Genomic DNA, 26,645 nt, shown 5'->3' with positions numbered 1-26,645 from the left:
GCGTGAGGCCGGGCCGGTCTAGCGCTCCCGGTCCACGCGCTTCTCGTCCCAGACGGGCTCTTCGGATTCGTAGACCTTGCCGTCCGAACCGAAGACCAGGAAACGGTCGAAGGACCTGGCGAACCAGCGGTCGTGCGTGACAGCCAGGACGGTGCCTTCGAAGGCCTCGATGGCCCGCTCCAGGGCCTCACCGGAGTGCAGATCCAGGTTGTCCGTCGGCTCGTCCAACAGCAGGAGCGTGGCGCCGGAGAGCTGCAGCAGCAGGATCTGGAAACGTGCCTGCTGGCCACCGGAGAGCGACTCGTACTTGTTCTCCGCCTGAGCCACCAGGCCGTACGCGTCCAGCGCTCCGGAGGCGGCTTCCCGGCCCAGGCCGGAACGGTGCTCGTCGCCGCGGTGCAGGATGTCCAGGAGGGTCCGTCCGGCGAGGTCCGGGCGGGAGTGGGTCTGTGCGAAGTAGCCGGGCCGGATGCGGGCCCCCAGCTTCACGGAACCCTCGTGCGGGACCTCACGGATCTCGATGTCCGAAACGGGCAGGTGCTCGCGGTCCGGATCGGTGCCCCCTGCCGCCAGCAGACGTAGGAAATGGCTCTTTCCGGAACCATTGGAGCCCAGGACGCCCACGCGGTCCCCGAACCAGATCTCCGTGGAGAACGGCTTCATGAGGCCCGTCAGTTCGAGCTTCTCCGCGACGACCGCCCGCTTGCCGGTGCGTCCGCCGCGCAAGCGCATCTGGACGTTTTGTTCCAGCGGCAGCGCCTCCGGTGGGCCTGCCTCCAGGAACTTGGCCAGACGGGTCTGGGCGGCCTGGTACTTGTTGGCCATATCGGAGCGGAACGCGGCCTTGGTCTTGTACATGACGACCAGTTCCTTGAGCTTGACGTGCTCTTCGTCCCAGCGCTTGCGCAGTTCCTCGAAGCGCGCATTCCGATCGGCCCGTGCCTGGACGTAGGACCCGAAGCCGCCACCATGAATCCAGGCGCTCGCCCCGTTGATGCCGGGTTCCAGCGTCACGATGCGGTCCGCGGCGTTGTTCAGCAGCTCGCGGTCGTGGCTGATGAAGAACACGGTCTTCTTGGACTCCTGGAGCTTCTCCTCCAGCCACCGCTTCCCCGGGACGTCCAGATAGTTGTCCGGTTCGTCCAGGAGCAGGAGATCGTCCGGCCCGGAGAACAGAGCCTCCAGTACGAGGCGCTTCTGCTCGCCGCCTGAGAGCGACGACGCCGCGCGGTGCGCCGCCTTGTCGAACGGCACGCCGAGCGCGGCCATGCAGACTTCGTCCCAGACGGTCTCCAGCTCGTAGCCGCCCGCGTCGCCCCAGTCGACGATGGCCTGGGCGTACTTCATCTGGGTCGGCTCGTCGTCGTGCTCCAGCATGGCGTTCTCGGCCTCCTCGACCGCACGGCCGGCGGCGGCCAGCGCGGGAGTCGCCGTCGTCAGCAACAGGTCACGGACGGTGGACTCGTCGCGGACCTGGCCCACGAACTGCCGCATGATGCCCATGCCGCCGGAACGGCCGATGACGCCGTCGTCCGCCTTGAGATCTCCGGAGATGAGTTTGAAGAGCGTCGTCTTGCCCGTGCCGTTGGGGCCGATTAAGGCGGTCTTGGTGCCGTCCGGGACCTTGAAGGTCACGCCGTTGAGGAGCTGGGTGCCGTCCGACAAAAAGTAGTCGATTCCGGCAACGTCGATATGGGCCATTGTTTCAGTCTAGGAGTTACGACGGCGGGGGCTTGGTTCTACGAGGTGGGCGGCTTGACGCGGGGGTTGCTCTGGCGGCTATCCCCGCGGCGGTGGAGACCACCGCTCTGCTCGGGGCGCGGGGCCCCTTGACGCCGCCGGCCGCAACCTCGCGTCAAGCCGACCACTCCGTGGCCACCCGCCGTCGTGTGGGCCTCGCCGGACCACCGGCCCGTATCGACGCCCCGGGAAAGTTCGAGGGGAAGGAGGAACCCAGGGTCTTTCTTTCCGAGAAACCAGTCGGGTTCCACCGTCCATGGCCTGGACGGGGTGGACCGGGCCGGAATTCGTCGGCCTGAAGCAAGCGGGTGGGGAGGAACAAAGCGGCAGGCTGCGTCAAGGGGCCCCGTATCCTGTGCGCAGCGAATGCTGCCCACAGGATGCGGGGATAGCAGCCAGAGCTTTGTTCCTTCCCACCCGCGAAGGCGAGAAAGGCCGAAGAATCAGACCAGCTCGCGCCAGTCGGAGAGCTCCAGGCCGTGGGCGGTGGAGACCGAGTGGTGCGCCACCTTGCCTGCGGCCACGTTGAGGCCCGCCGCCAGTGCGGCGTCGCGCTCGAAGGCGGCCTTGACGCCCAGGTTCGCCAGGGAGACGGCGTAGCGCAGGGTGACGTTGGTCAGCGCGTAGGTGGAGGTGTTCGGGACGGCGCCGGGCATGTTGGCCACGCAGTAGAAGATCGAGTTGTGCACCGGGAAGGTGGGGTTCTCGTGCGTGGTCGGGTGGGTGTCCTCGAAGCAGCCACCCTGGTCCACGGCGATGTCCACCAGGACGGAGCCCGGCTTCATCTTGGCGACGAGGGCGTTGGTGACGAGCTTGGGGGCCTTGGCGCCCGGGATCAGCACGGAACCGATCACCAGGTCGGCCTCAACGAGAGCGCGCTCGATCTCGAAGGCGTTGGAAGCGACAGTCTTCAGACGGCCGCCGTAGAGGGCGTCGAGCTCGCGCAGGCGGTTGATGTTGATGTCGAGGATGGTGACGTCGGCGCCGGCACCCATGGCCATGACGGCAGCGTTGGTGCCGGCGACTCCGGCGCCGAGGACGACGACGTTGGCCGGACGGACGCCGGGAACTCCGCCGAGGAGGATGCCCTTGCCGCCGTTGGGGGCCAGCAGGGAGGAAGCGCCGACCTGGACGGACAGGCGTCCGGCGACCTCGGACATGGGGGCCAGCAGCGGCAGTGCGCGGCCCTCCTGCACGGTCTCATAGGCGATGGCCGTGACCCCGGACTCCACGAGTCGTGCGGTCAGTTCGGGCTCGGCGGCCAGGTGGAGGTAGGTGAAGAGGATGAGGCCCTGGCGGAAACGGTGGTACTCCGCGGCGATGGGCTCCTTGACCTTCATGACCATGTCGGCGCGGGCCCAGACCTCGTCGGCACCGGCCAGCAGGGTGGCGCCGGCCGACTGGTACTCCTCGTCCGTGATGCCGGAACCCAGGCCTGCGCCCTGCTCGATCAGGACCTCATGCCCGTGATGGCGGAGCTCGTGGACGCCGGAGGCCGTGATGGCCACGCGGAATTCGTTGTTCTTGATTTCCTTGGGGACACCGATGATCATGTGAGGCTCCGTGTGATCGTGCCCTGGGTCCGTGTGGGTCCGCCGGGCAGGGGAATTTCTTGGTGCAAACAGCTTAGGTCCGGTGTGAGCCAGCCGACAGGGACCCGGAGGATGGGGCATTGCCACTCCGGCGTGATTCCGGGGTTTTCCCGGAGCATGAATCTACATTTGTTGAATTCGCTGGCGGCAAGTGTCGCCTGCTGTAGCGTTCCTTCCACTACCCTGGAGAGCATGCAGCAACCCGATGTGGAACAGCTTGTCGAACAGCTGGCGGTCAGGCTCGGCCGAGGGCTCTCCCTTGAGGACCTGGACGGCCTGCTGGTCGCCTACAGCTCCAATCAGGACCAGGCGGACCGTGTCCGGGTGAACTTCCTGCTCAGCAAGCGCGTTCCGCCGGACGTCAGTGTCTGGCAGCTCTCGCACGGCATCGCGGCGGCGGTCCGCCCCGTCGTGGTCCCGGCGAACGAGGAGCTGGGCATGCTCGGCAGGGTCTGTGTTCCGTTGCTGGTGCGGGGATTCCGGGTGGGGTATCTCTGGGTTCAGATGGGACCGGAGGAGCTGAGCGCGGCACCGGTGCTCGGTCAGCTGTCGGAGGTCCGCCACGAGATCGAGCTGCTGGGTTCGCTGCTCCTGGAGTCCAACACCGCCGAATCCGAGCAGCGCAAACGCCGTGAGTCGGAGTTCCTGTCGGCGTGCGCAGGGGAGCGCGGGGCGCTCGCCGCCGTGGGAAACTGGCCGGAGGTCCACTCGAAGGGGCCCTGGCAGCTCATCACCGTGCTCGACGCCGATGCGCGTCATGAGCCGGAGGATCCCCTTGCGGCTTCCCTGACACACCGCAACGCGGCGCTGCAGTCCACGGTAGGGGTCCAGGAGGCGCTGTTCAGTGCGGGGCGGCCCAGCCACTCGGTCCTGCTGTTCCGTTCCTCGCAGGGCCGTGCCGTGCACGCTCAGGTGCTGGTCCACTACCAGTTGGAGATGGCCAAGCGCTCGGGTCAAGGCCGTCCCCGGATCGTTCTGGGCCTCAGTGAGCCGTTCGCCGAGATGCGCAGCCTTCCCCGCGCATACGGCGAGTCCAAGACGGCGGCCTTGGCCGGCGTCGTCGAACCGGCGCTCGGCGAGTTGGTGGATTGCCGGGACACCGGGATCTATCAGTTCTTTGCGACGGCGGCACAGGGCCCCATGGACTGGGGAGGCGCGAGTTCGCTCAACTTCGCCGCCTTGGAGGCCGGAGACCGCAACCTTGAACTGCGACCGGTTCTGGAGATGATCTACGACACGGGCGGCACCGTCCAGGACGTCGCGGATGAGCTGCACCTGCATCGCAGCACGGTCTACAACCGGCTGGCGAAGGTCCGGCAGATCATCGGTGCCGACCCCCTGAAGGGTTCAGTGCGTCTGGAACTGCATGCGGCGCTGAAAGCGGCGCGCTGGCACGAGCGGCCAAGGATCTAGCGGCCTGGAGTACGACGACGGCGCCGCGTCAGCCGCGCTGGCGGCCCGGGAGGGCGGCGCCGTTGAGGAAGGCCGCGTACTCCTGCTGGACATCCTCGTCGACGCTCGGCACGCCCCGGCCATAGCGCGCATCAGAGCGGTCCCGTTTCGGTCCGGAAAGCCAGAACTCCTCGTCGGTGTCCACGTCGACGAAGTTCCCATCGAAGGAATTCCAGCGGCGCAGTGTCCGTCCTTGGAAGTAGGCGGTCCGCCAGGTCTTGGAGAAACGGACCCGTGAGATCCACGCCGGTCCGGCGTCCGTGTTGAAGCCCGTCTTGAGCTGGACGTACATGATGCGTTCGGCCATGAGTGCACCCCCGTGCGATGCGCTCCCACCGTGATGAGAGCCGTGATGAGGTCTCAGTGGACCACGGGAGCGCGGACTGCGGCAAGACCCGCGTCAGTCGTCCCGCCGGCCGGACGCACGTCGTTCGTCCTCGATTCGCTGCATGGCCCGCGAATCGAAGTGCTGCACGGGCGGCTCTTCCGGTTCCGGTTTTGGTTCCGGCTGCCGCTCCGGCTCTGGAGGGTGGTTCTCGCGGCGCTCCGAGAGACGTCGCTCCTCCTCGATCCGTTCCATCGCGCGGGTGTCGAAGTGGTGGAAACGGGGCTCGTCCGGCTCTTCGGCCGCGGAGACTCCGGGCTCCTGGGCGGCCCGCCGTTTGCGCAACATGTCATGGGCCAGGAAGGAGCCGGCCAGGTAGGCCACCACGACGAACAGCACCTGGATCAGACCGTTCACCCTCAGAAGGCCGAGCAGAATGCCCACCAGGAGCGCCGCCAGGGCGCCGAGCAGATTGTGAAGACCGAAGAGTTTGGGCACGGGACCAGTCTAGTTCTGTCGCGATGGCGGCGGCCGGAGAGAGGGCTCAGTCATCCGCCGATTCACTGCTCCTCTGCGTGTGCAGCCAGGCCACGATATCGCTTCGGCGGATGCGCCGGTGCGTGCCGCGGTATTGAACAGGGATCTCGCCGCGGTCCGTCATGTTCCGCAGATAGGTGTGGGAGATGCCCGCCAGTTCTGCTGCGCGGCTCGTGGTGAGGAGTTCTTCGGCACCTCCGCTGCCGGGTGCCGGGCGGGCGCCGTCGTCGCTCGTGACGGTCACGGCTTCGCCCTTCGACAGTCGTGCCAGCAGATCCAGGACCGTGTCCCGGACGGCGTCGGGGAGCCGGAAGACGGTGCCGTCGACGAAGACGGTGACGTCCTGGCCGCCGTCGAGAGCCCGACGCAGCCCTGCGGCGTCGTCGGAGGGCAGTGCTTCGGTGGTGCGTGGCTCGGTCATGACCACAGCCTAAGCATCGACTGCTCCGTAAGTGTCGTTCTGAAGGCTCAAAACGACACTTACGGAGCAGTCGATGAAAGGAAGAGGGGGAGGCTCGGCTACTCGGCGTCCAGGTCCGTCTCGACCAGGGCGGCCAGCTTGTCCAGAGCCTCTTCGGCCCCTGGCCCCTCGGCGCGCAGCACGACGGTGTCGCCGTTGGCAGCCCCCAGGGTCATGAGCGAGAGGATGCTCGACGCGTCCATGGCCTCGTCCTCAGGCTCTCCGGCCATCGCGATGGTCACTTCGACATCCAGCTCAGAGGCGGCCTCCGCGAAGATGGCGGCCGGGCGTGCGTGCAGGCCTGAGGCGCTGGCGACGACTGCTGTGCGTTCGGGCATGGGGTTTCTCCTTCGTGAAAAACGGTTCTGTCAGGGTCCGGTGAAATTCCAGGATCGGGCTCGTCAGAGACCGAGGTCTGCCAGGATCGGCAGGCGGCGGCGGACGGCGTCCCGGCCTTCGGCCGCGGTCGGGGCTTTCACCGCGAGGGACGCGAGCTCCTGCGCTTCGGCCAGGGTCACCGACTTCAGGACGGTGCCGACGGCGGCGAGAGAGCGGGCCGTCATGGACAGGGTGTTCACTCCGAGGCCGGTGAGGACGACGGCGAGGGCCGGGTCGGCGGCGGACTCTCCGCAGACCCCCACGGCCTTGTCCCCGGCGGTCTTCGCGCCTTCCACGGTCAGCTGGACCAGGCGCAGAACGGCGGGCTGCCAGGGGTCGTTGAGCCCGGCGAGGGGACCGAGCATGCGGTCCGCGGCCATGGCGTACTGGGTGAGGTCATTGGTGCCGAGCGAGGCGAACTCGACCTCCTGGAGCACGCTGCCCGCGGTGAGCGCCACGGAGGGGACCTCCACCATCACGCCCGGCGTCTTCAGCCCGGCGGCCGCGCAGAGACCGGCGAAGTGTGCGGCTTCGGGCCGGGTGGCGATCATGGGGGCCATGACCCAGACGTCCGCCTGGGAATCGGCCGCGGCCTGGGCGATCGCGGAGAGCTGGCGTTCCAGCACGCCCGGGGTGGTCCAATCGGTGCGGTAGCCTCGTACGCCGAGCGCCGGATTGGGTTCTGTGGCGTCGGTGAGGAAGGGCAGCGGCTTGTCCGCGCCGGCATCCAGAGTGCGGACCACGACTTTCTTGCCCTCGAAGGCCGCGAAGACGGCGCGGTAGGCGGCGGCCTGCTCCTCCACGGAGGGCTCGGTGTCCCGCTCCAGGAAGCAGAACTCGGTGCGGAACAGACCCACGCCCTGCGCGCCGAGCGCGGCGGCCGCCTCGGCGTCCTTGGCATTGCCGACATTGGCCAGCAGCGGGACCAGGTGGCCGTCCGCCGTCGTGCCCGTGCCGTCGAAGGAGGCGAGCGTCGCGGCGCTGGCCGCCCACTTGGCCGCTGCGTCACGCTCGGTGTCACCGGGGGAGTCCTCGACGACGCCGGCCGCGCCGTCGACGTAGACTTCAGCGCCTTCGGTGATCGCTTCCAGACCTGCGGCCGCGACGACGGCGGGCAGGCCGAGGGAACGGGCGATGATCGCGGTGTGGGACTGTGGTCCGCCGCCGGAGGTGGCCAGAGCCAGGACCACGGAGGTGTCCAGGGTGGCGGTGTCGGCCGGGGCGAGGTCCTCGGCGAGCAGGATGAACGGGGTGTCCGAGCTGGGAATGCCCGGGGCTGGGACGCCCCGCAGCTGGGCGACGATCCGGGCGCGGACGTCGAGGACGTCCGTGGCGCGTTCGGCCATGTAGCCGCCGAGGGCCTTGAACTGGGCGGCGACGCCTTCGGCGGCCTCCCAGACGGCGCGTTCGACGCCGGTGCCCGCCGTGATCCGCTTGCCCGCGGCCTTGATCAGCATGGTGTCCTTGGCCATCAAGGCGGTGGCTTCGAGCACCGCCTTGCCGTCCTCCCGTGCGCGGGAAGCACGGTCCTTGAGCTCGTCATGGACGGCCAGGGCTGCGGCTTTCAGACCTGCGATCGCTTCCGCAGGATCCGTTCCGGCGGGCAGGGTCTCGCCGGCCGGCGGTTCCGCGAGCGGCTCCGGCATGTGCTTGACGGGCGCGATCACGCGTCCTGGATTGACCCCGACTCCCTGGAAACCCATGGTGTCCAACTCCCTATCGACTCACACGATTCATGTGCGTGGAAACACGTTGGAAATACTAGTGGGCGGGCCGTCGGCCCGCCCACTAAAAGACGCTCAGCGCATACTTTGTGTCCACGCCTCATGACGTGCGCGGTGATGAGGAGAACGCCGCACATACAGCCAGGCGATGATCAGGATGACGAACCAGATGGGCGTCACCAGCAGTGCCGTCAGCGTGTCCGGCTGAGTGGTCAGCGCCCAGATCAGGAAGAGGAAGAACGCGAACACGACGTAGACCATCGCGACGCCGCCGGGCATCTTGTACTTCGAGGCGGCGGCCAGCTCGGGGCGCTTCTTCCGGTACGCGAGGTAGCTGAGCAGGATGATGGTCCAGACGAACATGAAGCACACGGCGGAGACGGTGGTTACCATGTCGAACGCCGCCCCGATGTCCTTGCCCGCGTAGAGCAGGACGATGCCGGCCAGCAGCAGGACACAGGAGAGGAAGAGCGCGTTCTGGGGTACCTTGCGCCGGGACAGCTTGCCGAAGACCGCCGGGGCATCGCCATCCTGGGCCAGGCCGTAGACCATGCGGGACGTGGAGTAGATGCCGGAGTTGGCGCTGGACATCGCCGAGGTCAGCACGACGAGGTTCACCACGGTGGCCGCGATGCCGAGGCCGGCCAGCGAGAACATCCCGATGAACGGGCTGTGCCCGGCCATGAACTCGGTCCACGGGGTGACGGACATCAGGATGATGAGGGCGCCGACGTAGAAGAGCATGACGCGGACGGGGATGGCGTTGATGGCCTTGGGGAGGTTGCGTTCCGGGTTCTTGGTCTCGGCGGCGGCGGTGCCGACCAGCTCGATGCCCACGAAGGCGAAGACGGCGATCTGGAAGCCCGCCACGAAGCCCATGAATTCCTTGGGGAAGAGCCCGCCGTGGTCCCAGAGGTTGCTGAACGACGCGGTGCCGGCAGGGGACTGGAAGCCGGTGAAGATCATGACCAGGCCGGTGATGATCAAAGCGACGATGGCGACGATCTTGATGAGGGCGAACCAGAACTCGGTTTCGCCGAATGCCTTGACGGTCGGCAGGTTCAGGGCCAGCAGGATGGCGATGGTGAAGACGCCAGGAATCCACAGGGGGATTCCTGGAATGAGTTCGTTCGCGTATCCGGCGATGGCGACGACATCCGCCACGCCCGTGACCACCCAGCAGAACCAATAGGTCCATCCCGTGAAGAATCCGGCCCATGGCCCGAGGAGATCGCCGGCGAAGTCGCTGAAGGACTTGTAGTTCAGGTTGGAGAGCAGCAGCTCGCCCATGGCCCGCATGACGAAGAACAGCATGAAGCCGATGATCATGTAGACGAAGATGACCGATGGGCCGGCCACGGAGATCGTCTTGCCGGAGCCCATGAAGAGACCGGTGCCGATGGCCCCGCCGATGGCGAGCAACTGGATGTGCCGGTTGCTCAGGCCGCGCTGCAGGTGCGCTTCGGAGGTCCCCTCGGTTCCGGGGGCGGTCTGGGTGTCCACGGTGGTGGACTGGTGCTGATCGCTCATACTGGACCCTTCGTTCAGGATGCCGCCAACGTGAGCTGGCTAACATTTTGCCGCTCATAGCCTAGCGCGAACGCGATTTCCCACAACGCCACAAATGTCGAACGCTTCTCGCGGGGGTCTCGGCGGATGTCCCTTGCGGAAATCCAGTGCGGAAGGGTTGAAGTTAGGACACCTAACTGTTAGGATTCCTAAGTATGAAACAGGAATCGGACGAGGCGCTCGAGTTGGCCCGCACCTTCCGTGAGGCCCTCCGGCAGGCCGTCTACGTCACCCGCCGTCTCGACGTGGGCGAGGCTGAGCTGACGGGAACTCAGCTCAGCCTGCTGACGCAATTGGGCGACGGCGGAGCCCGGGTTACCGAGATCGCCCGCAACCTGGGCATCAGGACTCCCACCGCCACCGAGCAGATCACCCGCCTGGAAGGCCGCGGCTACGTGCGGAGGGAGAGCGACCCGGAAGACTCCCGCGCCGTCGTCGTCCGGCTCACGCAGGAGGGCTGGGACGCGGTCGAACGCCTCAACCTCCGGCGCAACCGCGCCATCGCCGCGGTGATCGAGCGTCTCGACGCTCCGGACCGTGCCGCACTGAAGGCGGCGATTCCTGTGTTGACCAGCATCTACGACCGTTTGCGCGACGTATAGACGGGCCTGTCCCGGAAAACGTCGATGAGAGAGAAGCGAGAATGAACACCCAGCTGGATGATGCCATCCACGACAGTCAGACCGTCCTGGAAGAGGAGAAAGCCTCCTTCTTCCGCCAGCCGAAGGCCGTGTGGGCCACTGCGCTCGCCGCGGTGTTCTCCTTCATGGGCATCGGCCTGGTGGACCCGATCCTCCCGGCCATCGCCGAGAACCTGAAGGCGTCGCCCAGTCAGGTCTCCCTGCTCTTCACCAGCTACTTCCTGGTGACCGCGGTGGCCATGCTCATCACGGGTTTCGTCTCCTCCCGCATCGGCGGCAAGAAGACCCTCCTGATCGGACTTGGCCTCATCGCGGTGTTCGCTTCCCTCTCCGGCCTCTCGGGCTCGGTCGAGCAACTCGTCGGTTTCCGGGCGGGCTGGGGTCTGGGCAATGCGCTCTTCGTGGCGACGGCGCTCGCCGTGATCGTCGGCGTCGCCTCCGGCGGTTCCGGGGTGGCAATCATCCTCTACGAGGCAGCGCTCGGCCTCGGCATCTCTCTCGGCCCACTCCTCGGTGCCCTGCTGGGCGGCTGGCAGTGGCGCGCCCCGTTCTTCGGCACCGCTTTGCTCATGGCCGCGGCGTTCATCGCGCTCTTCTTTATGCTGCCGACTCTTCCGAAACCGGAGAAGAAGGTGCGGTTGCGGGACCCGATCCTGGCCCTGAGCCACGCGGGACTGCGCACGACGGCGCTCGCCGGCCTGTTCTACAACTTCGGTTTCTTCACCATCCTCGCCTTCACGCCCTTCATCCTGCACATGACCGCCTACGGGATCGGTGCGGTGTTCTTCGGCTGGGGTGTGGCGCTGGCCATCTGCTCCATCTTCGTGGCCCCCATCCTGCAGAAGCGGATCGGCACCACGGGCAGTGTCATTCTGGCCCTGACCGGGCTGTTGCTCGTGCTCGCGGGGCTCGGTGTGGCCGCCCTGCTGCACTCCGTGCCCGCCGTCGTCGTCCTCGTGATCATCTCCGGCGCCTTGCTGGGTGTGAACAACACCCTCTTCACCGAACTGGCCATGGAGGTCTCGGACTCGCCGCGTCCGGTGGCCTCGGCCGGGTACAACTTCGTGCGCTGGATGGGTGGCGCGCTGGCCCCGTTCATCGCGGCTCAGCTCGGTGAGCACTTCGGGGCGCAGGTGCCGTTCTTCGTGGCCGCCGTGATCATGTTCCTGTCCATCGCGGCGATCTTCACCGGCCGCAAGTACCTCAACGCCCACGAGCCGCATATCGTCTGATCCGGACACCCCGCTCTCCCCGCGAGGTAACAGTTGGTGCCCCTTCCCGGCTCGGGAAGGGGCACCAACTGTTACCTCGGGGCCGTGTGGGTGCTCCGGTGCGGGTACGACGACGGGCCGGTCGCCCCTGTTGCCCGACATCGTCCGGGATGCCGGACAGCTTCCGGCGTGATCTGGTTCACACCCGCCCGCCGTCGGGGTGCAATGGAGCGGAAGACCAAGCGAGTAGGAACCTCACCCCGGGAGCGACATGGCGGCAGCCACCATCGAATTACGATCCATCGACAAGGTCCCCAGCACGGAGCGCCACGGACGTCCGTGGAATCAGATGACGCTGTGGTTCGGGGCCAACGCGCAGATCACGGCCATCGTCGACGGTGCTCTCGCGGTGGTCTTCGGGGCGGACGCCTTCTGGGCGATCGTCGGTCTGTTGCTCGGAAATCTGCTCGGCGGCGCCGTCATGGCGCTGCATTCGGCGCAGGGGCCGAAGCTGGGCCTGCCCCAGATGATCTCCAGTCGCGCTCAGTTCGGCGTCTACGGCGCCGTCATCCCGCTGGTGTTCGTGATCCTCATGTACATCGGTTTCGCGGCCACCGGGACCGTGCTTTCGGGGCAGGCCATCAACCTCATCATCGGCACGGACAGCCGTCCGGTGGGCATCATCATCTTCGGGGTGCTGACGGCCATCCTGGCGATCATGGGCTACCGGTACATCCACGCCCTCGGCCGGGTGGCCACGGTCCTCGGCCTGCTGGGCTTCGCGTATCTCACGATCGTGATCCTGACCCGTTATGACATCTCCCAGGTGCTTTTCGCCAAGCCTTTCGAGTTGAGCACCTTCCTCATCTCCGTCTCCGTCGCAGCCGGCTGGCAGCTGACCTTCGGCCCGTACGTCGCGGATTACTCCCGGTATCTGCCGGAGGACACGAGCGAGAAGCGCACCTTCTGGTACACCTTCGCCGGGTCGACGATCGGCGCCCAGTGGGCGATGACCCTGGGTGCGCTGGCCGGCGGGCTCTCCGCGGCCGGGCTCGGCGGCAGCTTCCTGAAGAACCAGGTGGGCTACATGGGGGACCTGGCCGGCGGAGGCCTGCTGGCGCTGGCCATCTACGTCATGATCGTCACCGGCAAGCTCACCGTGAACTGCCTCAACGCCTACGGTTCCTTCATGTGCTCGGCCACGATCTCCACTGCTTTCACGCGGCGTGAAAGCGTCAAGCCCATGGTTCGCGTGGTGTCGGTCCTGGTGGTCATCGCCCTGAGTGTGGTGGTGGCGCTCGTGGCATCGGAGGACTTCCTGAACCTCTTCAAGAACTTCATCCTCCTGCTGCTCATGGTGTTCACGCCGTGGTCGGTCATCAACCTGATCGACTACTACAAGATCTCGGGTCACCGGCTTGACGTCGCGGCTCTCTACAATCCGGACGGGCGCTACGGGCGCTGGAACAAGATCGCCCTGATCTCCTACGCCGTCGGCGTCCTCATCCAGATCCCGTTCCTCTCCCAGTCCCTCTATACGGGACCGATCACGAAGCTCCTCGGGGGCACGGACATCTCCTGGATCGTGGGCATTCTCGTCACGGCGGCCGTGTACTACCCCTGGGCCAAGGCCGCGAAGCGCTCGCGGGAGTTCGCCGCCGCGTGAACCTCGCGTGGGCGGGTGCCCTCTGGGCTGGATCGGCGCCCTGATGTCGCCTGAGCGCGGGTATGCGGCACTCACGCCACTTCGGGGAGCCGGGCCGTGCCGGTGCGATTAGGGAAGGTTAAGCTATCCTAATTCCGGCATGGCTCGGATCGGCCGATCCGCAGACTCAGCCCGGAGACGGAGGACAGCAGATGGCCCTGGTCAAGCACAGCTGGGAGGGCGTGGTCCTCAAAGCATTCGGCGGCAAGGATTTCCAGGTCGAGGTGACGGGCGGCCGCCGCATCACGGAGGACTATCTCCGCGTCGACTTCACCGGCCCTGAACTCCTCGCCGCCGTAGGAAACCACCCCACGGCCTGGATCAGGGTCTGGTTCCCTGACGCCGGCCGCGGCCACCAACGGGCCTACACCCTGGTGGATCAGGATCCGGCCACCGGTGCCTTCGCTCTCGAGTTCGCCCTGCACGCCGGCCCGGCCGCCGACTGGGCCCGCACGGCCTCCCCGGGGGACCGCCTCGACGTGACGGTGCAGGGCAGCAGGTTCCGGCTTCCCGAGCCGGCACCACGGCGGGTCTTCGCGATCGGCGACGCCGCCGCGGTCCCGGGCCTGAACTCGCTGCTCGACTCGCTCGGCGGCACTCCCGCCGTCGTCGTCCTGGAACGCCAGCACGAGAGCGACGGCGACATCCCGCTCCGCCTGCGGCCTCAGGACCGCCTCCGCTGGGTACCCCGGGAGGACGGCGGTCGCCGCCTGGTCGAGGAGGTGAGCCAGGCCTGGAACGAAGGGGAGGATGCCCTGGACCCGGAGCACGATTTCGTGTGGATCGCCTGCGAGACCGCAAGTTTCAGGGCGCTCTCCCGCGAACTCCGCTCCCGGCACCGGCTTCCCCGCGAGCGGCTCGACGCCCTCGGCTACTGGAAGGCCTGAACGCGCGCGCTGCGGCCGGGCCCGTCATAGGATGAGGCACGACAGGCCCGCCGTTCCGACGCTGGGCGAGGAACCTCAGGGGGATTGAGGAAGCGCGCATGTCCATTGCCCAGCCAGTGCCGTCCGGCGCGGACCCGACAGGCCGGGACTCGTCCGGCCAGGGAACGCCGACGGCCGGGGAAGAGCCGCGGAGCCCCGTGACACCCTTGTGGATCACGGGCGTGGTCCTCGTGAATCTGGGCATCAATGCCGCCTTCTTCGCCCCTTTGCAGGTGCTTCTCGGCTTGCAGGCCGCTCAGCTGGATCCGGGCCAGAAGGAGGGCATCCTGGCCATCGTCACGGGATGCGGTGCCGCGGTGTCTCTCGTGGCGAACCCGCTGTTCGGTGCCCTGAGCGACCGTACGGCGGGGCGCTTCGGCCGTCGCGTCCCCTGGGTGGTGGGCGGCGCCGTCGTCGGTGCACTTGCCCTCCTGGCCATCGACGGGGCGCCGGACGTCGCCCTCATGACCCTGGCGTGGTGTCTGGTCCAGGCCGGTTGCAACGGCGCCTATGCCGCCATCACGGCCGCCGTCCCTGACCGGGTTCCCGTGGCTCGCCGCGGCACCGTGGGTGGACTGGCCGCCATGGGCCAGACGGTCGGCATCCTGCTGGGAGCGGTGATCGCCGCCGTCGTCAGCGGAAACCTCTTCCTCGGGTACGCACTGGCAGCGCTGGCGCTCGTCCTCGGCGTCGTGCTCTACGCGCTCCGCTCAGGAGACGAACCGATCCAGCGCGGGGCCGTGCCTCCTCTGGCCTGGGGAGACTTCCTGCTCGGGTTCATCAGGCCGCTGGCCATCGCCGACTTCCGCTGGGCCTGGATCACCCGCCTCCTGGTGAACATCGGCAATCACATGATCACCCTGTACCTGCTCTTCTTCCTGACCGACGCCGTACGTCTGCAGGAGACCGAAGGGATCCCGGCCGAGACCGGAGTCCTGATCCTGACCGGCCTCTACGCCGTGTTCGTGATCATCACCAGCGTCATCGGCGGCCGGATCAGTGACCGTATGGGGCGCAGGAAGCCCATGGTCATCCTCTCCTCCGTGATCATCGCCGTCTCCGCGCTGATTCTTGCTTTTTCGCCGAGCTGGGCCGGCGGACTGGTGGGCGCGGCCGTCCTCGGGATCGGCTTCGGAGCCTATCTGGCCGTGGACTTCGCCCTCATCACCCAGATCCTCCCGGAGGCCCGCGACCGCGGCAAGGATCTGGGCGTCATCAACATCGCGAACTCGCTCCCGCAGGTGATCGCGCCCGTCATCGCCTGGCCGTTCGTGACCCTCTGGGGCGGCTATCTCTCGCTGTACATCGCGGCGGCCGTGATCGGTCTGCTGGGTGCGGTGTTCGTGGTGCGGATCAAAGGCGTGGACTGATCCGTATGAACACCCCGTCGCCACAGGGTCCTCCACCGCACTCGGTCCACCGGGAGCGGCGGGACATCACGCCCTTCGTCGGTGTGGTGTTCCAGGTCTCCGTGCGGAAGCTGGCCGGTGGCCTGGGAGAACGGATCCGGGCCTCCCGGGGCCTGGACCCCGTGAATCGCTTCACCTTCCGGGAGGGGCCCGGCAGGCTTCCGGGGTTCTCCGGGAAGTTCGCGAAGGCGCTGCACGCCGAGCTCGGTGCCGGCGGCGGGCCCGAGCGTCTCATCCAGCTGGCCCGCACCCACAGTGGCTTCGCCGGGCTCTGCTATGTCCTGGCCGGGCTCCGGGCGTATCAGGCGCGGCAGTATCCCCAGGCGGTGGAGCTGTTACGCCGTGGCCAGGCGACGCTGGTGGACGACACCGCGCACCGTTTCATGGAACGCCACCTCCTCGGCCTGGTCATCGAGGTGGAGCTCTCTGAGGGGCTCGCCGCCCGCATCCTGTACTCGGATGAGGCCCTGCGTTACGCCGCCGCGCACGCCCTGCGTGAGGTGGGCGAGGTGTCCGCCGCCGTCGAGCAGCTTGAGCAGGTGCCTCATTCACCGGCCAAGGCTCTCGCCCTCGCACAGCTGGCGAGCCTGCAGGAGGACTACGGCTCGGTCATCGGGCTGAGTGAGGGCGCCCGCAACGGGGATGAGCTCAGCGCCGCGCTCCTGCTTCTCAGAGCGAGGGCTCAGCGGCAGACGGGACGGTTCAAGGACGCCGAAGCAACTCTCGCCGAGGTGCTCCGGCGCAAGGGGACGGCGCTGCAATTGCGCAACGCGGCTCATACCGAGCGTGCTCTTCTGGTGCTTGACGCCGGGTGGAAGGCCCTCCCGCGCGGCCGGTCCAGAGGCCTGGAAGCGAAGCCGCGGTCCGAGGAACGCGCCGCCCGGCGCGAGTGGAGTCAGCAGTTCCGGGAGCTCAAACGACGCAAATGATGGCTCGGCACCGGTGCGTCGGCGTATCAGCCCTGTTGACGGCGGGTGAAGGCATCGGCTTGAGTGGAATGAGCCGGTGGCACCACGCGGAACGCGCGTGCTGCCGGCGGGAGCTCGGAAGACCAGGGGCGCTCCGGAATCCGGGCGCCGCGCAGGCATCATCACTGACCCGGAAGAGGCGGCGCCGCAATGAGTGACGAGTATGACCTGATCGTGCTGGGCGGAGGCCCGGTGGGGGAGAACGTGGCGGATCGCGCCGTGCAAGGCGGGCTCAGCGCCGTGATCGTGGAGAGCGAACTCGTCGGGGGCGAGTGCTCCTATTGGGCCTGCATGCCGTCCAAGGCGCTGCTCCGTTCCCCGCAGGCACTCCGATCGGCCCGTCACGTCGCCGGAAGTGCGGAGGCTGTGACGGGGGACCTCGACGTCGCGGCGGTGCTGGCGCGACGCGACGAATTCACCAGCCATTGGAAGGACGACGGCCAGGCCGAGTGGCTGAGCGGCGCAGGGATCGACCTCGTCCGCGGGCACGGTCGCCTCAGCGGTGTGCGTCAGGTGACGGTGACGACGCCGGACGGCGGGGAGCGGACACTCACGGCCCGCCACGCGGTCGCCGTCAGCACGGGTTCCGACGCCGCGGTCCCCGGAATCCCCGGGCTCCGGGAGGCGCACCCCTGGACCAGCCGTGAGGCCACGAGCGCCCAGGAGGTGCCGTCGTCACTGGTGGTGATCGGCGGTGGTGTGGTGGCCGTGGAGATGGCCACGGCGTATGCGGCACTCGGTTCCACGGTGACCGTGCTGGCCCGTAGCGGCTTGCTCGGCGGAGTGGAACCGTTCGCCGGGGAACTGGTGGCCGACGGCCTGCGGGCGCTCGGTGTGGATGTACGCCTCGGCGCGCAGACCAAGAGCGTCACGCGCGGAGCCGACGGCGTCACCGTGACCACCGACGACGGGGAGGTGCGGGCGGCCGAGATCCTGGTCGCCACCGGCCGGGTCCCCCGCAGCGGGGACATCGGAGCGGAGACCGTGGGGCTGAAACCCGGTGAGGCGATCGGAACCGACGACACCCTGCGGGTGCCCGGGGTCGACTGGCTGTACGCCGTCGGCGATGTGAACGGACGGGTGCTGCTGACCCATCAGGGCAAGTACCAGGCCCGTGCGGCGGGCGATGCCATCGTCGCCCGTGCCCAGGGGCATGCGCTCGACGACGGCGCCTGGGGCCGCCATGCGGCCACCGCCGATCATTCGGCGGTCCCCCAGGTCGTCTTCTCTCAGCCGGAGGTGGCCGCCGTCGGACTCACCTCGGCAGCCGCACGCGAGTCGGGGCGCCGGGTCCGCGAGGTGCAGGTGGAGTTCTCCTCGGTGGCGGGAGCCTCGCTGCACGAGGACGGCTACCGCGGTCGCGCGAACATGGTGGTGGATGAGGAACGGCAGGTGCTGCTCGGAGTGACGATGGTCGGGCCCGAGGTCGCCGAACTCATCCACGCTGCCTCGATCGCGGTGGCAGCTGAGGTGCCGGTCAAGCGTCTCTGGCACGCGGTGCCCTCCTATCCCACGATGAGCGAGGTCTGGCTGCGACTGCTGGAGGCTTACGGCCGTGACTCCGCATGAACCGTACGCCTCCGTGCGGATGTCAGAGGCCCCCTGTAGGGTCGGATTGACCTGAGGAAGGGCAGGCCGATGATCGAATTTCGCTCCGTCTCCAAAACGTTCCCCGGTGGTGCACACGCCGTCGAGGACTTCAATCTCGTCATCCCCCCGCGCCAGACCACGGTGCTGGTCGGATCGTCGGGTTCGGGCAAGACCACCTTGCTCCGCATGATCAACCGCATGGTCGAACCCACCACGGGCGTGGTGGAGATCGACGGTGCGAGCGTGCTCGACCGGGATCCGGTCGAACTGCGCCGGGGCATCGGGTACGTCATGCAGAACTCCGGTCTCATGCCGCACTTCACGGTCCTGGACAACGTGGCCACCGTCATGCGGCTGAACGGCGCCTCCAAGAGCGCCGCGCATGCCCGTGCCCGGGAGATGCTGGACACCGTCGGGCTCGCCCAGTCGCTCGCGGACCGGTACCCGAGCCAGCTCTCCGGAGGTCAGCAGCAGCGTGTCGGTGTGGCACGCGGTCTCGCGGCGGACCCGAACATCCTGCTCATGGATGAGCCGTTCGGTGCCGTCGACCCGATCGTCCGCGCCGAGCTGCAGCAGGAACTCCTGCGGCTGCAGTCCGAACTGGGCAAGACGGTCGTGTTCGTCACCCACGACATCGAGGAGGCCTTCCTGCTGGGCGACCGGATCGTGATCCTGGGTGCCGGGGCACGGATCGTGCAGGAGGGCACGCCGGAGGAGATCCTCGCGAACCCCGCTGATGATTTCGTCGCGGCGTTCATCGGCGCGGACCGCGGCAAGCGCGCCCTGCGTCTGGTGCACACGCCTCAGGGGACGGTGGTGGTCGATTCGGAGGGCCGTGCTCAGGGTGCGCTCATCGACGACGACGGCGCGCAGGCCACCCAGGATCGGCTGCCCCGGTGAACTGGATCGCCGAGAACATCGGCCTCATCCTGAACCTCACCGGCGTGCATCTCCGGCAGAGCCTGATCGCCCTCGTGCTCGGCATCGTGGTGGCGGTGCCGCTGGGTCGCTTCGCCTGGCGATTCCGCCTCGTGCGTGGGCCCGTCATCGTGCTCACCGGCCTGCTGTACACGATCCCGTCCCTCGCGCTGCTGATCCTGCTGCCGGCCGTGCTGGGGTACCAGGCCACCAGTGAACCGAACCTGGTCATCGCACTCACGATCTACGCAGTGGCGATCCTGGTCCGTTCCGTCGCCGACGGCCTCGACTCGGTGGACCCCGACGTGCGCCGTGCGGCGACCGCCATGGGCTACGGCACCGCCCGGCGCTTCTGGACCGTCGAACTGCCCCTGGCCACTCCGGTGATCCTGGCCGGCATCCGGGTGGCCGCGGTGAGCACCATCGCGCTCGCCACCGTGGGCACACTGATCGGTGTCACCAATCTCGGCTATCTCTTCACCAACGGCCTGGACCGCAGGCTCGTCGAGGAGGTGTTCGCCGGTGTCGCCGCCGTCGTCGTGCTGGCGATCCTGATCGATCTGCTGCTCGCGCTCGCGGGCCGGTTGCTGATGCCTTGGCTGCGGGTCTCACGGCCGCGGGCCGGGCGCGTGCGGAAGTCCGAAGCGGCGGAGGTGTCCGCATGAATCTTTTCGCCGATGCGATCCGCTGGATGCTCGATCCTGAACAGTGGACGGGCACCTACGCGCTGCCCGTGCTGTTCGGCCAGCATCTGCTCTACACCGTTCTCGCGGTGCTGATCGCCGCGATCATCGCCGTCCCCGCGGGCTGGCTGATCGGGCACACCGGCCGGGGTCGTGAAGTCGCCGTCGCGCTCTCCGGGGCGGCGCGCGCGATCCCGTCCTTCGGCCTGCTGATCCTGCTGGTGCTGCTGTTCGGTGTCCTCCAGGTCCCGGCGGCGGCGCTGGTCACCTTCGTCCTGCTCGGCATCCCGTCCCTGCTGGCCGGGGCTTACAGCGGTATCGAGGCGATCGACCCGCGGGTCATCGACGCGGCCCGGGCCATGGGGATGACGCCCTGGCAGGTGTTCTGGAAGGTCGAGTTCCGCCTCGGGCTGCCGTTGCTGATCGGCGGACTGAGGGCGGCGACGCTTCAGGTGATCGCCACCGTCACCATCGCCGCGTACGTCAACCTCGGAGGCCTCGGGTGGCCGATCATCCAAGGCATCCCGCTCCGCAGCTTCGATCAGGTGCTTGCCGGTGCGATCCTGGTGGCCGGGCTGGCATTGATCGTCGATCTCCTGTTCGCTCTGGCCCAGCGTGCCGCGGTACCCGCAGGGATGCGTGCCGCAGGAGGCCCCCGACGTGAAGAAGAACCCAGGGAGCGCCGCCGAGTGACTTCCCGTCCGCGGCCCGCCACGGTGGCCGTGCCCCGACAGCAGAGAGATTGAAGAGAGGAACCATCATGTTCACCACTCGCATCGCCCGTATCGCCGCTGCCGGCGCAGCGCTCGCCGCCACCTTGGCACTCAGTGCCTGCGGATCGGGGAACCCGCTGGACCAGTCGAGCGGTTCGGCTGCTTCGGGCGACACGGTCGTCATCGGGTCCCAGGCGTACTACTCGAACGAGATCATCGCCGAGATCTACGCGCAGAGCCTGGAGAAGGACGGGGTGAAGGTCGACCGGCGTTTCAACATCGGTCAGCGTGACGCGTACATGCCCGATGTGAAGTCCGGCGCGATCAGCCTCTTCCCTGAGTACACCGGCAACCTGCTGGAATACCTCAAGGGAAAGACGTCCTCGACGAGTCCTGACGCGGTCTTCTCCGAGCTGAAGTCCTCCCTGCCGAAGGGGCTCGTGGCACTGAACTACGCACCGGCCGCGGATCAGGACACCTACACGGTGACCAAGGCGAATGCGGACAAGTACGGTCTGCAGACCATCGCCGACCTGGCCAAGATGCCCGGCAAAGTGACGGTCGGCGGTGCACCGGAGTTCGAGAAGCGGCCGTACGGTCCGGCCGCTGCCAAGACGGATTACGGCGTGGACCTCGCGTTCTCCGCCACCGGTCCCACCACCCTCGACGCCCTGCGTGCCGGCACCGTGCAGGTCGCTGACATCTACTCCGCCGATCCGGCCTTCGAGAAGGGCGACCTGGTCGCCCTGAAGGATCCGAAGAACATGATCCTGTCCTCCAATGTGGTGCCGATCGCGAGCGAGGGTGTCGCGGACAAGGTGTCCAAGGCGATCAATGCCGTCAGTGCGAAGCTCACCACCGAGGAGCTCGTGAAGCTGAACGTCGAGAGCACGGTGGACAAGCGTCAGCCTGCCGACATCGCCACCGCCTGGCTGAAGGACAAAGGTCTGAGCTGATCCGCAGTCCTCACTGAGGATGCGTGACTTCTCCGGATCCGCCCAGGCCCCCTTGAAATCAAGGGGGCCTGGGCCTTTGATGAGGGAAAGAACGGCAAACGGCGGAGAGGCGGTGACCGGCGATGGCGACTGGCGACGGAGCTGCGGTGACGCAGTGGCTGCTGGAGGGCGACCCCTCCCTGCGCTGGCAGGTGATGCGGGATCTACTGGACGTCCCGGAAGATGCGTGGCGGGCTGAGCGGCTCCGGGTCGCGAGCGATGGTGACGGCGCGCGGCTCCTCGCTCTCGCGGGGCAGGACGGCCAGTGGGCGGGAGGTTCCTTCGTGCCCGAGGGGTTCACGCCTGAGCTGTGGCGCCAGGAGGGGCAGCCCTGGACGGCGACCACCTACTGCCTCACTCAGCTCCGGGAATTCGGTCTCGATCCCGGCATGCCACGGATCCGTGAGATCGTGCGCCTGGTGGGCGAGAATTCCCGCTGGGACCACGAAGGGCAACGGTACTGGGATGGCGAGGTGGACACCTGCATCAATGCCCGGACCTTGGCCGACGGTAGCTACTTCGGCCTGGAACTGACGGAGCTGACCGCGTGGATGCTTCGTGAGCAGCAGCCCGACGGCGGATGGAACTGCGAACGGGAGAACGGTTCCGTGCGGTCCTCCTTCGACACCACGATCAACGCCGTGGAGGCGCTGCTGGAAGTGGAACGCTCCGGCCAGGGCGGCGATGAGGTGTCTGCGGCCCGTGCCGCCGGCGAGGAGTACCTGCTCGAACGGTCACTGCTCCGCCGCCTCAGTACCGGCGAGCTGGTGGATCGTGAGTATCTCGATCTGAGCTACCCCAGGCGTTGGCGCTATGACGTGCTGCGTGCGGCGGATCATCTGCGGTCCGCAGCGGTCCGGGATGGGAAGGCTCCCGATCTGCGAATGCAGGAAGCGGTGGAGCACATCAGGTCGCGCCGGCAGGAGGACGGGCGTTGGCTGCTCGACTCCGAGTTGCGGGGCCGGGTCTGGTTCACTCTCGACGACGGCGTTGGCCTGCCCTCGCGATGGGTCACTCTGAAGGCCTTGCGCGTCCTGAAATGGTGGGATGCGCAGCATGAGGCGGCCGCCTCGGTCGCCGCGCCGGTGAGCTGAGGGCGCTCAGGCAAGCGACGGTCCGAGCATGCAGCGCTGATGACTCAGAGGCGGCGACGCATGAGCGAGCGCCCGGGAACGCCGTCGTACACGCGCTCGAAGCCGCCCTGTTCGAAAAGGCTGACCGTGCCGTGGAACAGATCGGAGGCGTTGGCCTTCGGGCGGGCGGCAACATCCACCGGGTAACCGTCCAGCCATTGTGCCCCGTGCTCGGAAGCGAAGACGACCGCGGCATCGAGTAGCGCGCGAGCCACGCCCTGACGGCGGTGGGTTCTGGCGACCACGAAACAGGTCACCGCCCACCGCTCGCCATCCGGCGCGGTATGCAGTTTCTCTGCGCGCTGCACGAGCTGCAGCCGGTCCAGCCGGGGATAGCACTCGAGGGGTGCGACGGCGGCCCAGCCTACGGCTCGTCCATCGACGAGGGCGAGAAGTCCGGGTGGGCGTTCTTCGCTGCGGAATTGCTCCTGGAGCATCTCTTTGCGGTCAGGGACTTTTGTCGCCTTCCATCCTGGCGCCGTGACCTTGAACCACTGACACCAACAGCCGGAGGCGTCCCCGCCGAGGGAGAAAAGCCGCTCAACCTCCTCCCAGTGGGCGGGTGCCGTGGTGACGGAATCGCCCTGGGGTGTTCCGGGTTCGTCGGTGCTCATGGGTTCCACTCTGGCCCCGTCCGGTGCTGCTGTCGAGAGCCTGCGGGTCAGGCTCCGTCAGAGCTGTGCAGGAACGCGGCGGCCGGCATGCCTGCGGGAGATCGCAGGGGAGGCCTGCCGGTCGCGGAGTTCGGCAAGCATGGCGCGGGAGGTGACGTCGATTTCGAGCCGCCGATGCTGGGCATCCCGCAGCACCGTGAGGAAGAAGTTCCGCTGTTCGCCTGGAGTGCAGGACGTGGCGGTCTCACACAGGATGAAGACGATCCTATTGCCTTCCAAGAGGTACCTGGCAGTCCCCATGACGTGGCCGTTGCGGTACAGCTCGTACTGACGTTGAACCGTGTTGTCGTAGATGTGCTGGGTCTTGCTGACGAGTCGCATGGTCACTCCTGGATCGGTGAGGTCGGTGAGAAGAGCCTGAAATCCTGAGTTGGGTGTTCATCTGCACAGCGATTGCGTCCGGGTACGTCGGCGCGTTGAAAATAGATTAGCTCGTCTAGCTAGCTAAATTCAAGACCTGCTTTTCGAGTCCGTTGCGTCGGTCGGGGGCTCGATTGTGGGGAAAACCGGTTCTAGACTCGAAGGCATGGGGGCCTACTTGATTGCCTAGCAAGTTGTCAGGGATGAGGAGCGAGGCTCGATGGCACTTGAACTGATCAATAAGAGTTGGCTGGAAGGCGACCGGGAGGATCACGTCCTCTCCGCCCTTCACCTTCTGCGTGAATTCCGCGTGGTCGAAAGCGGCACCCGGGAGACGCTCCAGGCCGATCTGAAGGTCAACAGCAATGATCTTGCAGCGCTTCGCTACGTCCTGGAAGCGTCCGAGCGGGGAGCCGTGAACTCCCGGATGTTGGGAGAACGGCTCGGGATCACCTCGGCGTCCACCACCGCCTTGGTGAACAGACTGCAGGCCGCGGGGTATCTGACGCGCGAACCGGACCCCAGGGACCGGCGCGCCGTCGTACTGCAGGCCACGGTGGCGGCGCGAACGCTTCTCGAGTCGAGTCTGCAGCGTCAGGTGAGTGCGCTGCTGACTGCTGCGGGCTCATTCAGCGGCGAAGAATTGAAGACCGTTGAACGCTTTCTCGGCTCGGTGATCAGCGCTTTGGAGTGAGTCTTCAAGGTCCCCCTGGTCCGCGGGTTCCGCCTGTCCGCGGGTTCCGGGTGCGGCGCGGGAGGCTGCCTGGGCAATTCTGGACGGGCTCACTCCGTCCGCAGAAGTCGCCACCATGGCAGGCGCTCCCGCCCGCACCGTGTCGAGAGGCCGACGTGGGGAGGCCGGCGCGGGGGTCTCAGCCCGGACGGCTCATGGTCCGTGCGGTCCTGGCCGGCAAGGCGAATGCGAGTCCGGTGTTCAGGGCCGGATCTTCGGCGGCGTCCTCTTGACTGCTCGGCATCACAACTCCTTCTTGCGTCGTCGTCACGGCAATCCGCTTCGTGACTTCCCCGCTGCGCCCCGTTCGTCGTTCGCCGGTGGCCGCTCATGTCCACTCAAGCAGGGCCCGGGACCGAAAGGAAGGGTCTAGTTAGCTAGGCAAGCTAGATATATGATGAGGGTTTATGGCTCTTCCTGAAGCCGGTCGGCCTCGGTGTCACCCGGCCTCGCTATGGTTGTTCTGAGAATGCGAACAACTGGAGGGTAAGCATGTCGTACGCCGTGGATTTCGTGAACGTTTCGACGGAGGGGCTGGAATCCTCTCCTGTGGTGGAGGCACTCGCCGGGTTGCGAGCGAATGAGGCCCGCTATTACAAGAACAAGTACGATCACGTCTTCACGGTGGTGCCCGCGTCCGAGGCCCCCGAGAGCCTGGCCCGCGTGCAGCGCATTCTTGCCGAGGAGCGGGAGATCGTCATCGACTCCACGCCCCTGGAGGTGTCTTCCTTCGAGGTTGACGGTCTGCGCATGGACTACGTCTTCTACGAGTCCGGGCTCGCGATCAACGTCATGTACAGCATCGAGGAGGGCGGCAAACGCGCGGTGGGCTTCAAGCTGTCCATGGGCATGGAGGTCCCCGAGGAGCTGGCCTCGCGTTTCAAGTTCGCCCGCCAGAAGTCGAAGCTGGCCGGTGAGATCCGCGGATCCTATTTCGTGATCAAGGGCGAGTACTGAGCCTCTGAACGGGGCCGGCCTGAGTTGTCCGCCGCCTGCCCCGCTCCGCCCGGCCTTGGATGCCGGGCCACCGCCGTCGAACTCATCATGAGAGGACCGAACGATCGTGCCTGCATCGCCATCCACGACGACGGCGCACCGCGCCGCCGGCGTACTGTTCATTCTCGCTCCGTGCTGGTATCTGTTCTGCGAGATGGTCGCCGCGCTCGGATTCCCGGGCTACGACTATGCCCGGAACTACATCAGTGACCTGGGCGTGCCCGCGGGTGGAGTACTGGAAGGCCGGGCGATGGATTCCCGCCTGGCCGAGGTGATGAATGCCGGTTTCATCGGTGAGGGTCTTCTGATCACTCTCGGCGTCGTGCTCCTGATCGCCAGTGGTGCGGGGCGGTCGCGGCGTTTCGGCGTCCTTGCGGCCCTGCTTCTGGTGCACTCGGTGGGGATCGCCGTGGTCGGCCTGGTGCACGGGTCTCCGGCGAACGTGGCCAACGGACTCATGGCCTTCCACGGCCTTGGTGCTGTCGCTGCGATCGGCGCGGGCAACGCCGCCGCGCTCGTCGCGGGACTTGGTGATGCGCTCTCGTCCCACGACGCCGTCCGGCACCGTGCCGTCTACCGGACCGTCAGTACGGTGCTCGGCGCGGCCGGATTCCTTTTCGCCGTTCTGCTCGTCACTCATTTCCAGCTGCCGGACGGGGTCTGGGAGCGTGGCTCCGTGTACACGATCATCGCCTGGCAACTCCTCACCGGTGTGGTCCTGCTCCGGAGGAACCCCGTGGCTGTCGACAATGCGTGAGTAGTATCGGGCCCTATGGAGATCGCAGCCGCACAAGAGTTCGCCCGGCGCTGGGCTGAGGCCTGGAACGCGCACGACCTGGACGCCGTCCTGTCTCACTTCAGCGAGGATGCCGAGTTCTCATCCCCCGTGGCAGCGCAGCTGCTCCCTGAAACCGGGGGTGTGCTCCGCGGCAAGGAGGCGATTCGGGCCTACTGGTCCGTGGGTCTGGAGCGGATCCCGGATCTTCATTTCGAGGTCGTCGACGTCTACACCGGGCTGAATCTCGTCGTGATCAACTACCGCAACCATGTCGGCGGTCTGGTCAACGAGGTGCTGCGCCTGAACGACCGCGGCCTCGTGGCATCCGGTGCGGGAACGTATCTGGTGGCGGACGCGGCCGCCGCGAGCGGCGCGCGGTCCGAGTCGGGCGAGCGCTGATCCTGTAGCCACCGGGATTCTGCAGGCGCCGGGATT

The 26,645-nt window shown here is 67.2% G+C and carries 27 protein-coding genes; 17 read left to right on the top strand and 10 right to left on the bottom strand.

Annotated elements, in window-relative coordinates; translation table 11 throughout:
• Nucleotides 1-18: 18 nt before the first annotated feature.
• On the bottom strand, nt 19-1,701 hold the full coding sequence (locus tag ACIPXZ_RS06495) for an ATP-binding cassette domain-containing protein (protein WP_400591512.1): 1,683 nt from the start codon (nt 1,699-1,701) through the stop codon (nt 19-21).
• A 482-nt stretch (nt 1,702-2,183) separates the two neighbouring features.
• Nucleotides 2,184-3,293, bottom strand: a complete 1,110-nt coding sequence (gene ald, locus ACIPXZ_RS06490) for an alanine dehydrogenase (protein ID WP_400591511.1) — start codon at nt 3,291-3,293, stop codon at nt 2,184-2,186.
• 231 nt (nt 3,294-3,524) lie between these two features.
• On the opposite strand from ald, the gene ACIPXZ_RS06485 reads away from it, so the two are divergent.
• Nucleotides 3,525-4,745 carry a PucR family transcriptional regulator gene (locus tag ACIPXZ_RS06485; protein ID WP_400591509.1) on the top strand — a complete coding sequence of 407 codons (1,221 nt, stop codon included), beginning with the start codon at nt 3,525-3,527 and terminating at the stop codon, nt 4,743-4,745.
• Between the two features lie 28 nt (nt 4,746-4,773).
• On the opposite strand, the gene ACIPXZ_RS06480 is transcribed toward ACIPXZ_RS06485, so the two are convergent.
• The 6 genes from ACIPXZ_RS06480 to cycA form a co-directional block, all read right to left on the bottom strand.
• Nucleotides 4,774-5,091, bottom strand: coding sequence for a hypothetical protein (locus ACIPXZ_RS06480; protein ID WP_400591508.1), 318 nt, complete (start codon nt 5,089-5,091; stop codon nt 4,774-4,776).
• Between the two features lie 93 nt (nt 5,092-5,184).
• Nucleotides 5,185-5,607 carry a hypothetical protein gene (locus ACIPXZ_RS06475; protein ID WP_400591506.1) on the bottom strand — a complete coding sequence of 141 codons (423 nt, stop codon included), beginning with the start codon at nt 5,605-5,607 and terminating at the stop codon, nt 5,185-5,187.
• Between the two features lie 46 nt (nt 5,608-5,653).
• Nucleotides 5,654-6,073 carry a helix-turn-helix domain-containing protein gene (locus ACIPXZ_RS06470; RefSeq protein WP_400591504.1) on the bottom strand — a complete coding sequence of 140 codons (420 nt, stop codon included), beginning with the start codon at nt 6,071-6,073 and terminating at the stop codon, nt 5,654-5,656.
• Between the two features lie 92 nt (nt 6,074-6,165).
• Nucleotides 6,166-6,444: an HPr family phosphocarrier protein gene (locus ACIPXZ_RS06465; protein ID WP_400591502.1), complete on the bottom strand. Its 279-nt coding sequence runs from the start codon at nt 6,442-6,444 to the stop codon at nt 6,166-6,168.
• A 63-nt stretch (nt 6,445-6,507) separates the two neighbouring features.
• Complete coding sequence (ptsP, locus tag ACIPXZ_RS06460) at nt 6,508-8,187, bottom strand: phosphoenolpyruvate--protein phosphotransferase (protein WP_400591500.1); 1,680 nt, start codon at nt 8,185-8,187, stop codon at nt 6,508-6,510.
• Between the two features lie 96 nt (nt 8,188-8,283).
• Nucleotides 8,284-9,738, bottom strand: a complete 1,455-nt coding sequence (gene cycA / locus ACIPXZ_RS06455; RefSeq protein WP_400591498.1) for a D-serine/D-alanine/glycine transporter — start codon at nt 9,736-9,738, stop codon at nt 8,284-8,286.
• 194 nt (nt 9,739-9,932) lie between these two features.
• Here cycA and ACIPXZ_RS06450 point away from each other — a divergent pair, with 194 nt between their 5' ends.
• The 12 genes from ACIPXZ_RS06450 (at nt 9,933) to ACIPXZ_RS06395 (ending at nt 22,630) form a co-directional block, all read left to right on the top strand.
• Nucleotides 9,933-10,379 carry a MarR family winged helix-turn-helix transcriptional regulator gene (locus ACIPXZ_RS06450; RefSeq protein WP_400591496.1) on the top strand — a complete coding sequence of 149 codons (447 nt, stop codon included), beginning with the start codon at nt 9,933-9,935 and terminating at the stop codon, nt 10,377-10,379.
• A gap of 41 nt (nt 10,380-10,420) precedes the next feature.
• Entirely contained in the window at nt 10,421-11,650 is a 1,230-nt protein-coding gene (locus ACIPXZ_RS06445; RefSeq protein ID WP_400591494.1) for an MFS transporter, read from the top strand.
• Nucleotides 11,651-11,900: 250 nt separating this feature from the next.
• Entirely contained in the window at nt 11,901-13,295 is a 1,395-nt protein-coding gene (locus ACIPXZ_RS06440; RefSeq protein ID WP_400591493.1) for a purine-cytosine permease family protein, read from the top strand.
• A 191-nt stretch (nt 13,296-13,486) separates the two neighbouring features.
• A complete protein-coding gene (locus ACIPXZ_RS06435) occupies nt 13,487-14,221 on the top strand; it encodes a siderophore-interacting protein (protein WP_400591491.1) in 735 nt (244 codons plus the stop codon).
• Nucleotides 14,222-14,319: 98 nt separating this feature from the next.
• The gene (locus ACIPXZ_RS06430; protein WP_400591489.1) at nt 14,320-15,630 is read left to right on the top strand and encodes an MFS transporter; all 1,311 of its coding nucleotides are present in this window, start codon (nt 14,320-14,322) and stop codon (nt 15,628-15,630) included.
• A gap of 5 nt (nt 15,631-15,635) precedes the next feature.
• The gene (locus ACIPXZ_RS06425; RefSeq protein WP_400591487.1) at nt 15,636-16,598 is read left to right on the top strand and encodes a hypothetical protein; all 963 of its coding nucleotides are present in this window, start codon (nt 15,636-15,638) and stop codon (nt 16,596-16,598) included.
• Nucleotides 16,599-16,787: 189 nt separating this feature from the next.
• Nucleotides 16,788-18,206: a dihydrolipoyl dehydrogenase family protein gene (locus ACIPXZ_RS06420; RefSeq protein ID WP_400591485.1), complete on the top strand. Its 1,419-nt coding sequence runs from the start codon at nt 16,788-16,790 to the stop codon at nt 18,204-18,206.
• A gap of 69 nt (nt 18,207-18,275) precedes the next feature.
• Nucleotides 18,276-19,127 carry an ABC transporter ATP-binding protein gene (locus ACIPXZ_RS06415; protein ID WP_400591484.1) on the top strand — a complete coding sequence of 284 codons (852 nt, stop codon included), beginning with the start codon at nt 18,276-18,278 and terminating at the stop codon, nt 19,125-19,127.
• A complete protein-coding gene (locus ACIPXZ_RS06410) occupies nt 19,124-19,810 on the top strand; it encodes an ABC transporter permease (RefSeq protein ID WP_400591482.1) in 687 nt (228 codons plus the stop codon). Before ACIPXZ_RS06415 ends, ACIPXZ_RS06410 begins: the two co-directional genes overlap by 4 nt.
• Nucleotides 19,807-20,574: an ABC transporter permease gene (locus ACIPXZ_RS06405; RefSeq protein WP_400591480.1), complete on the top strand. Its 768-nt coding sequence runs from the start codon at nt 19,807-19,809 to the stop codon at nt 20,572-20,574. The genes ACIPXZ_RS06410 and ACIPXZ_RS06405 overlap by 4 nt, the downstream gene beginning before the upstream one ends.
• 14 nt (nt 20,575-20,588) lie before the next feature.
• Entirely contained in the window at nt 20,589-21,497 is a 909-nt protein-coding gene (locus tag ACIPXZ_RS06400) for an ABC transporter substrate-binding protein (protein WP_400591478.1), read from the top strand.
• Between the two features lie 146 nt (nt 21,498-21,643).
• A complete protein-coding gene (locus ACIPXZ_RS06395; RefSeq protein ID WP_400591476.1) occupies nt 21,644-22,630 on the top strand; it encodes a hypothetical protein in 987 nt (328 codons plus the stop codon).
• Between the two features lie 44 nt (nt 22,631-22,674).
• Here the strand turns inward: ACIPXZ_RS06395 and ACIPXZ_RS06390 are convergent, their stop codons facing one another.
• Nucleotides 22,675-23,283 (bottom strand): GNAT family N-acetyltransferase, encoded by a 609-nt coding sequence (locus tag ACIPXZ_RS06390; protein WP_400591474.1) that lies wholly within the window; start codon nt 23,281-23,283, stop codon nt 22,675-22,677.
• A gap of 57 nt (nt 23,284-23,340) precedes the next feature.
• On the bottom strand, nt 23,341-23,664 hold the full coding sequence (locus ACIPXZ_RS06385; protein WP_400591472.1) for a hypothetical protein: 324 nt from the start codon (nt 23,662-23,664) through the stop codon (nt 23,341-23,343).
• A 259-nt stretch (nt 23,665-23,923) separates the two neighbouring features.
• Here ACIPXZ_RS06385 and ACIPXZ_RS06380 point away from each other — a divergent pair, with 259 nt between their 5' ends.
• From ACIPXZ_RS06380 to ACIPXZ_RS06365, 4 genes are all read left to right on the top strand, one after another.
• Nucleotides 23,924-24,397, top strand: coding sequence for a MarR family winged helix-turn-helix transcriptional regulator (locus ACIPXZ_RS06380; RefSeq protein WP_400591470.1), 474 nt, complete (start codon nt 23,924-23,926; stop codon nt 24,395-24,397).
• Nucleotides 24,398-24,928: 531 nt separating this feature from the next.
• The gene (locus ACIPXZ_RS06375; RefSeq protein ID WP_400591468.1) at nt 24,929-25,393 is read left to right on the top strand and encodes a phage tail protein; all 465 of its coding nucleotides are present in this window, start codon (nt 24,929-24,931) and stop codon (nt 25,391-25,393) included.
• A 106-nt stretch (nt 25,394-25,499) separates the two neighbouring features.
• Entirely contained in the window at nt 25,500-26,189 is a 690-nt protein-coding gene (locus tag ACIPXZ_RS06370) for a DUF998 domain-containing protein (RefSeq protein ID WP_400591467.1), read from the top strand.
• 15 nt (nt 26,190-26,204) lie between these two features.
• Complete coding sequence (locus ACIPXZ_RS06365; RefSeq protein ID WP_400591466.1) at nt 26,205-26,609, top strand: nuclear transport factor 2 family protein; 405 nt, start codon at nt 26,205-26,207, stop codon at nt 26,607-26,609.
• Nucleotides 26,610-26,645 lie beyond the last annotated feature (36 nt).

Origin of the sequence: Arthrobacter sp. NPDC090010, assembly GCF_044748305.1 — a bacterium.
Classification (GTDB): Bacteria; Actinomycetota; Actinomycetes; order Actinomycetales; family Micrococcaceae; genus Arthrobacter_E.
The sequence above is the reverse complement of the archived record's forward strand: the minus strand, read 5'-3'. Positions and strand labels throughout refer to the sequence as shown.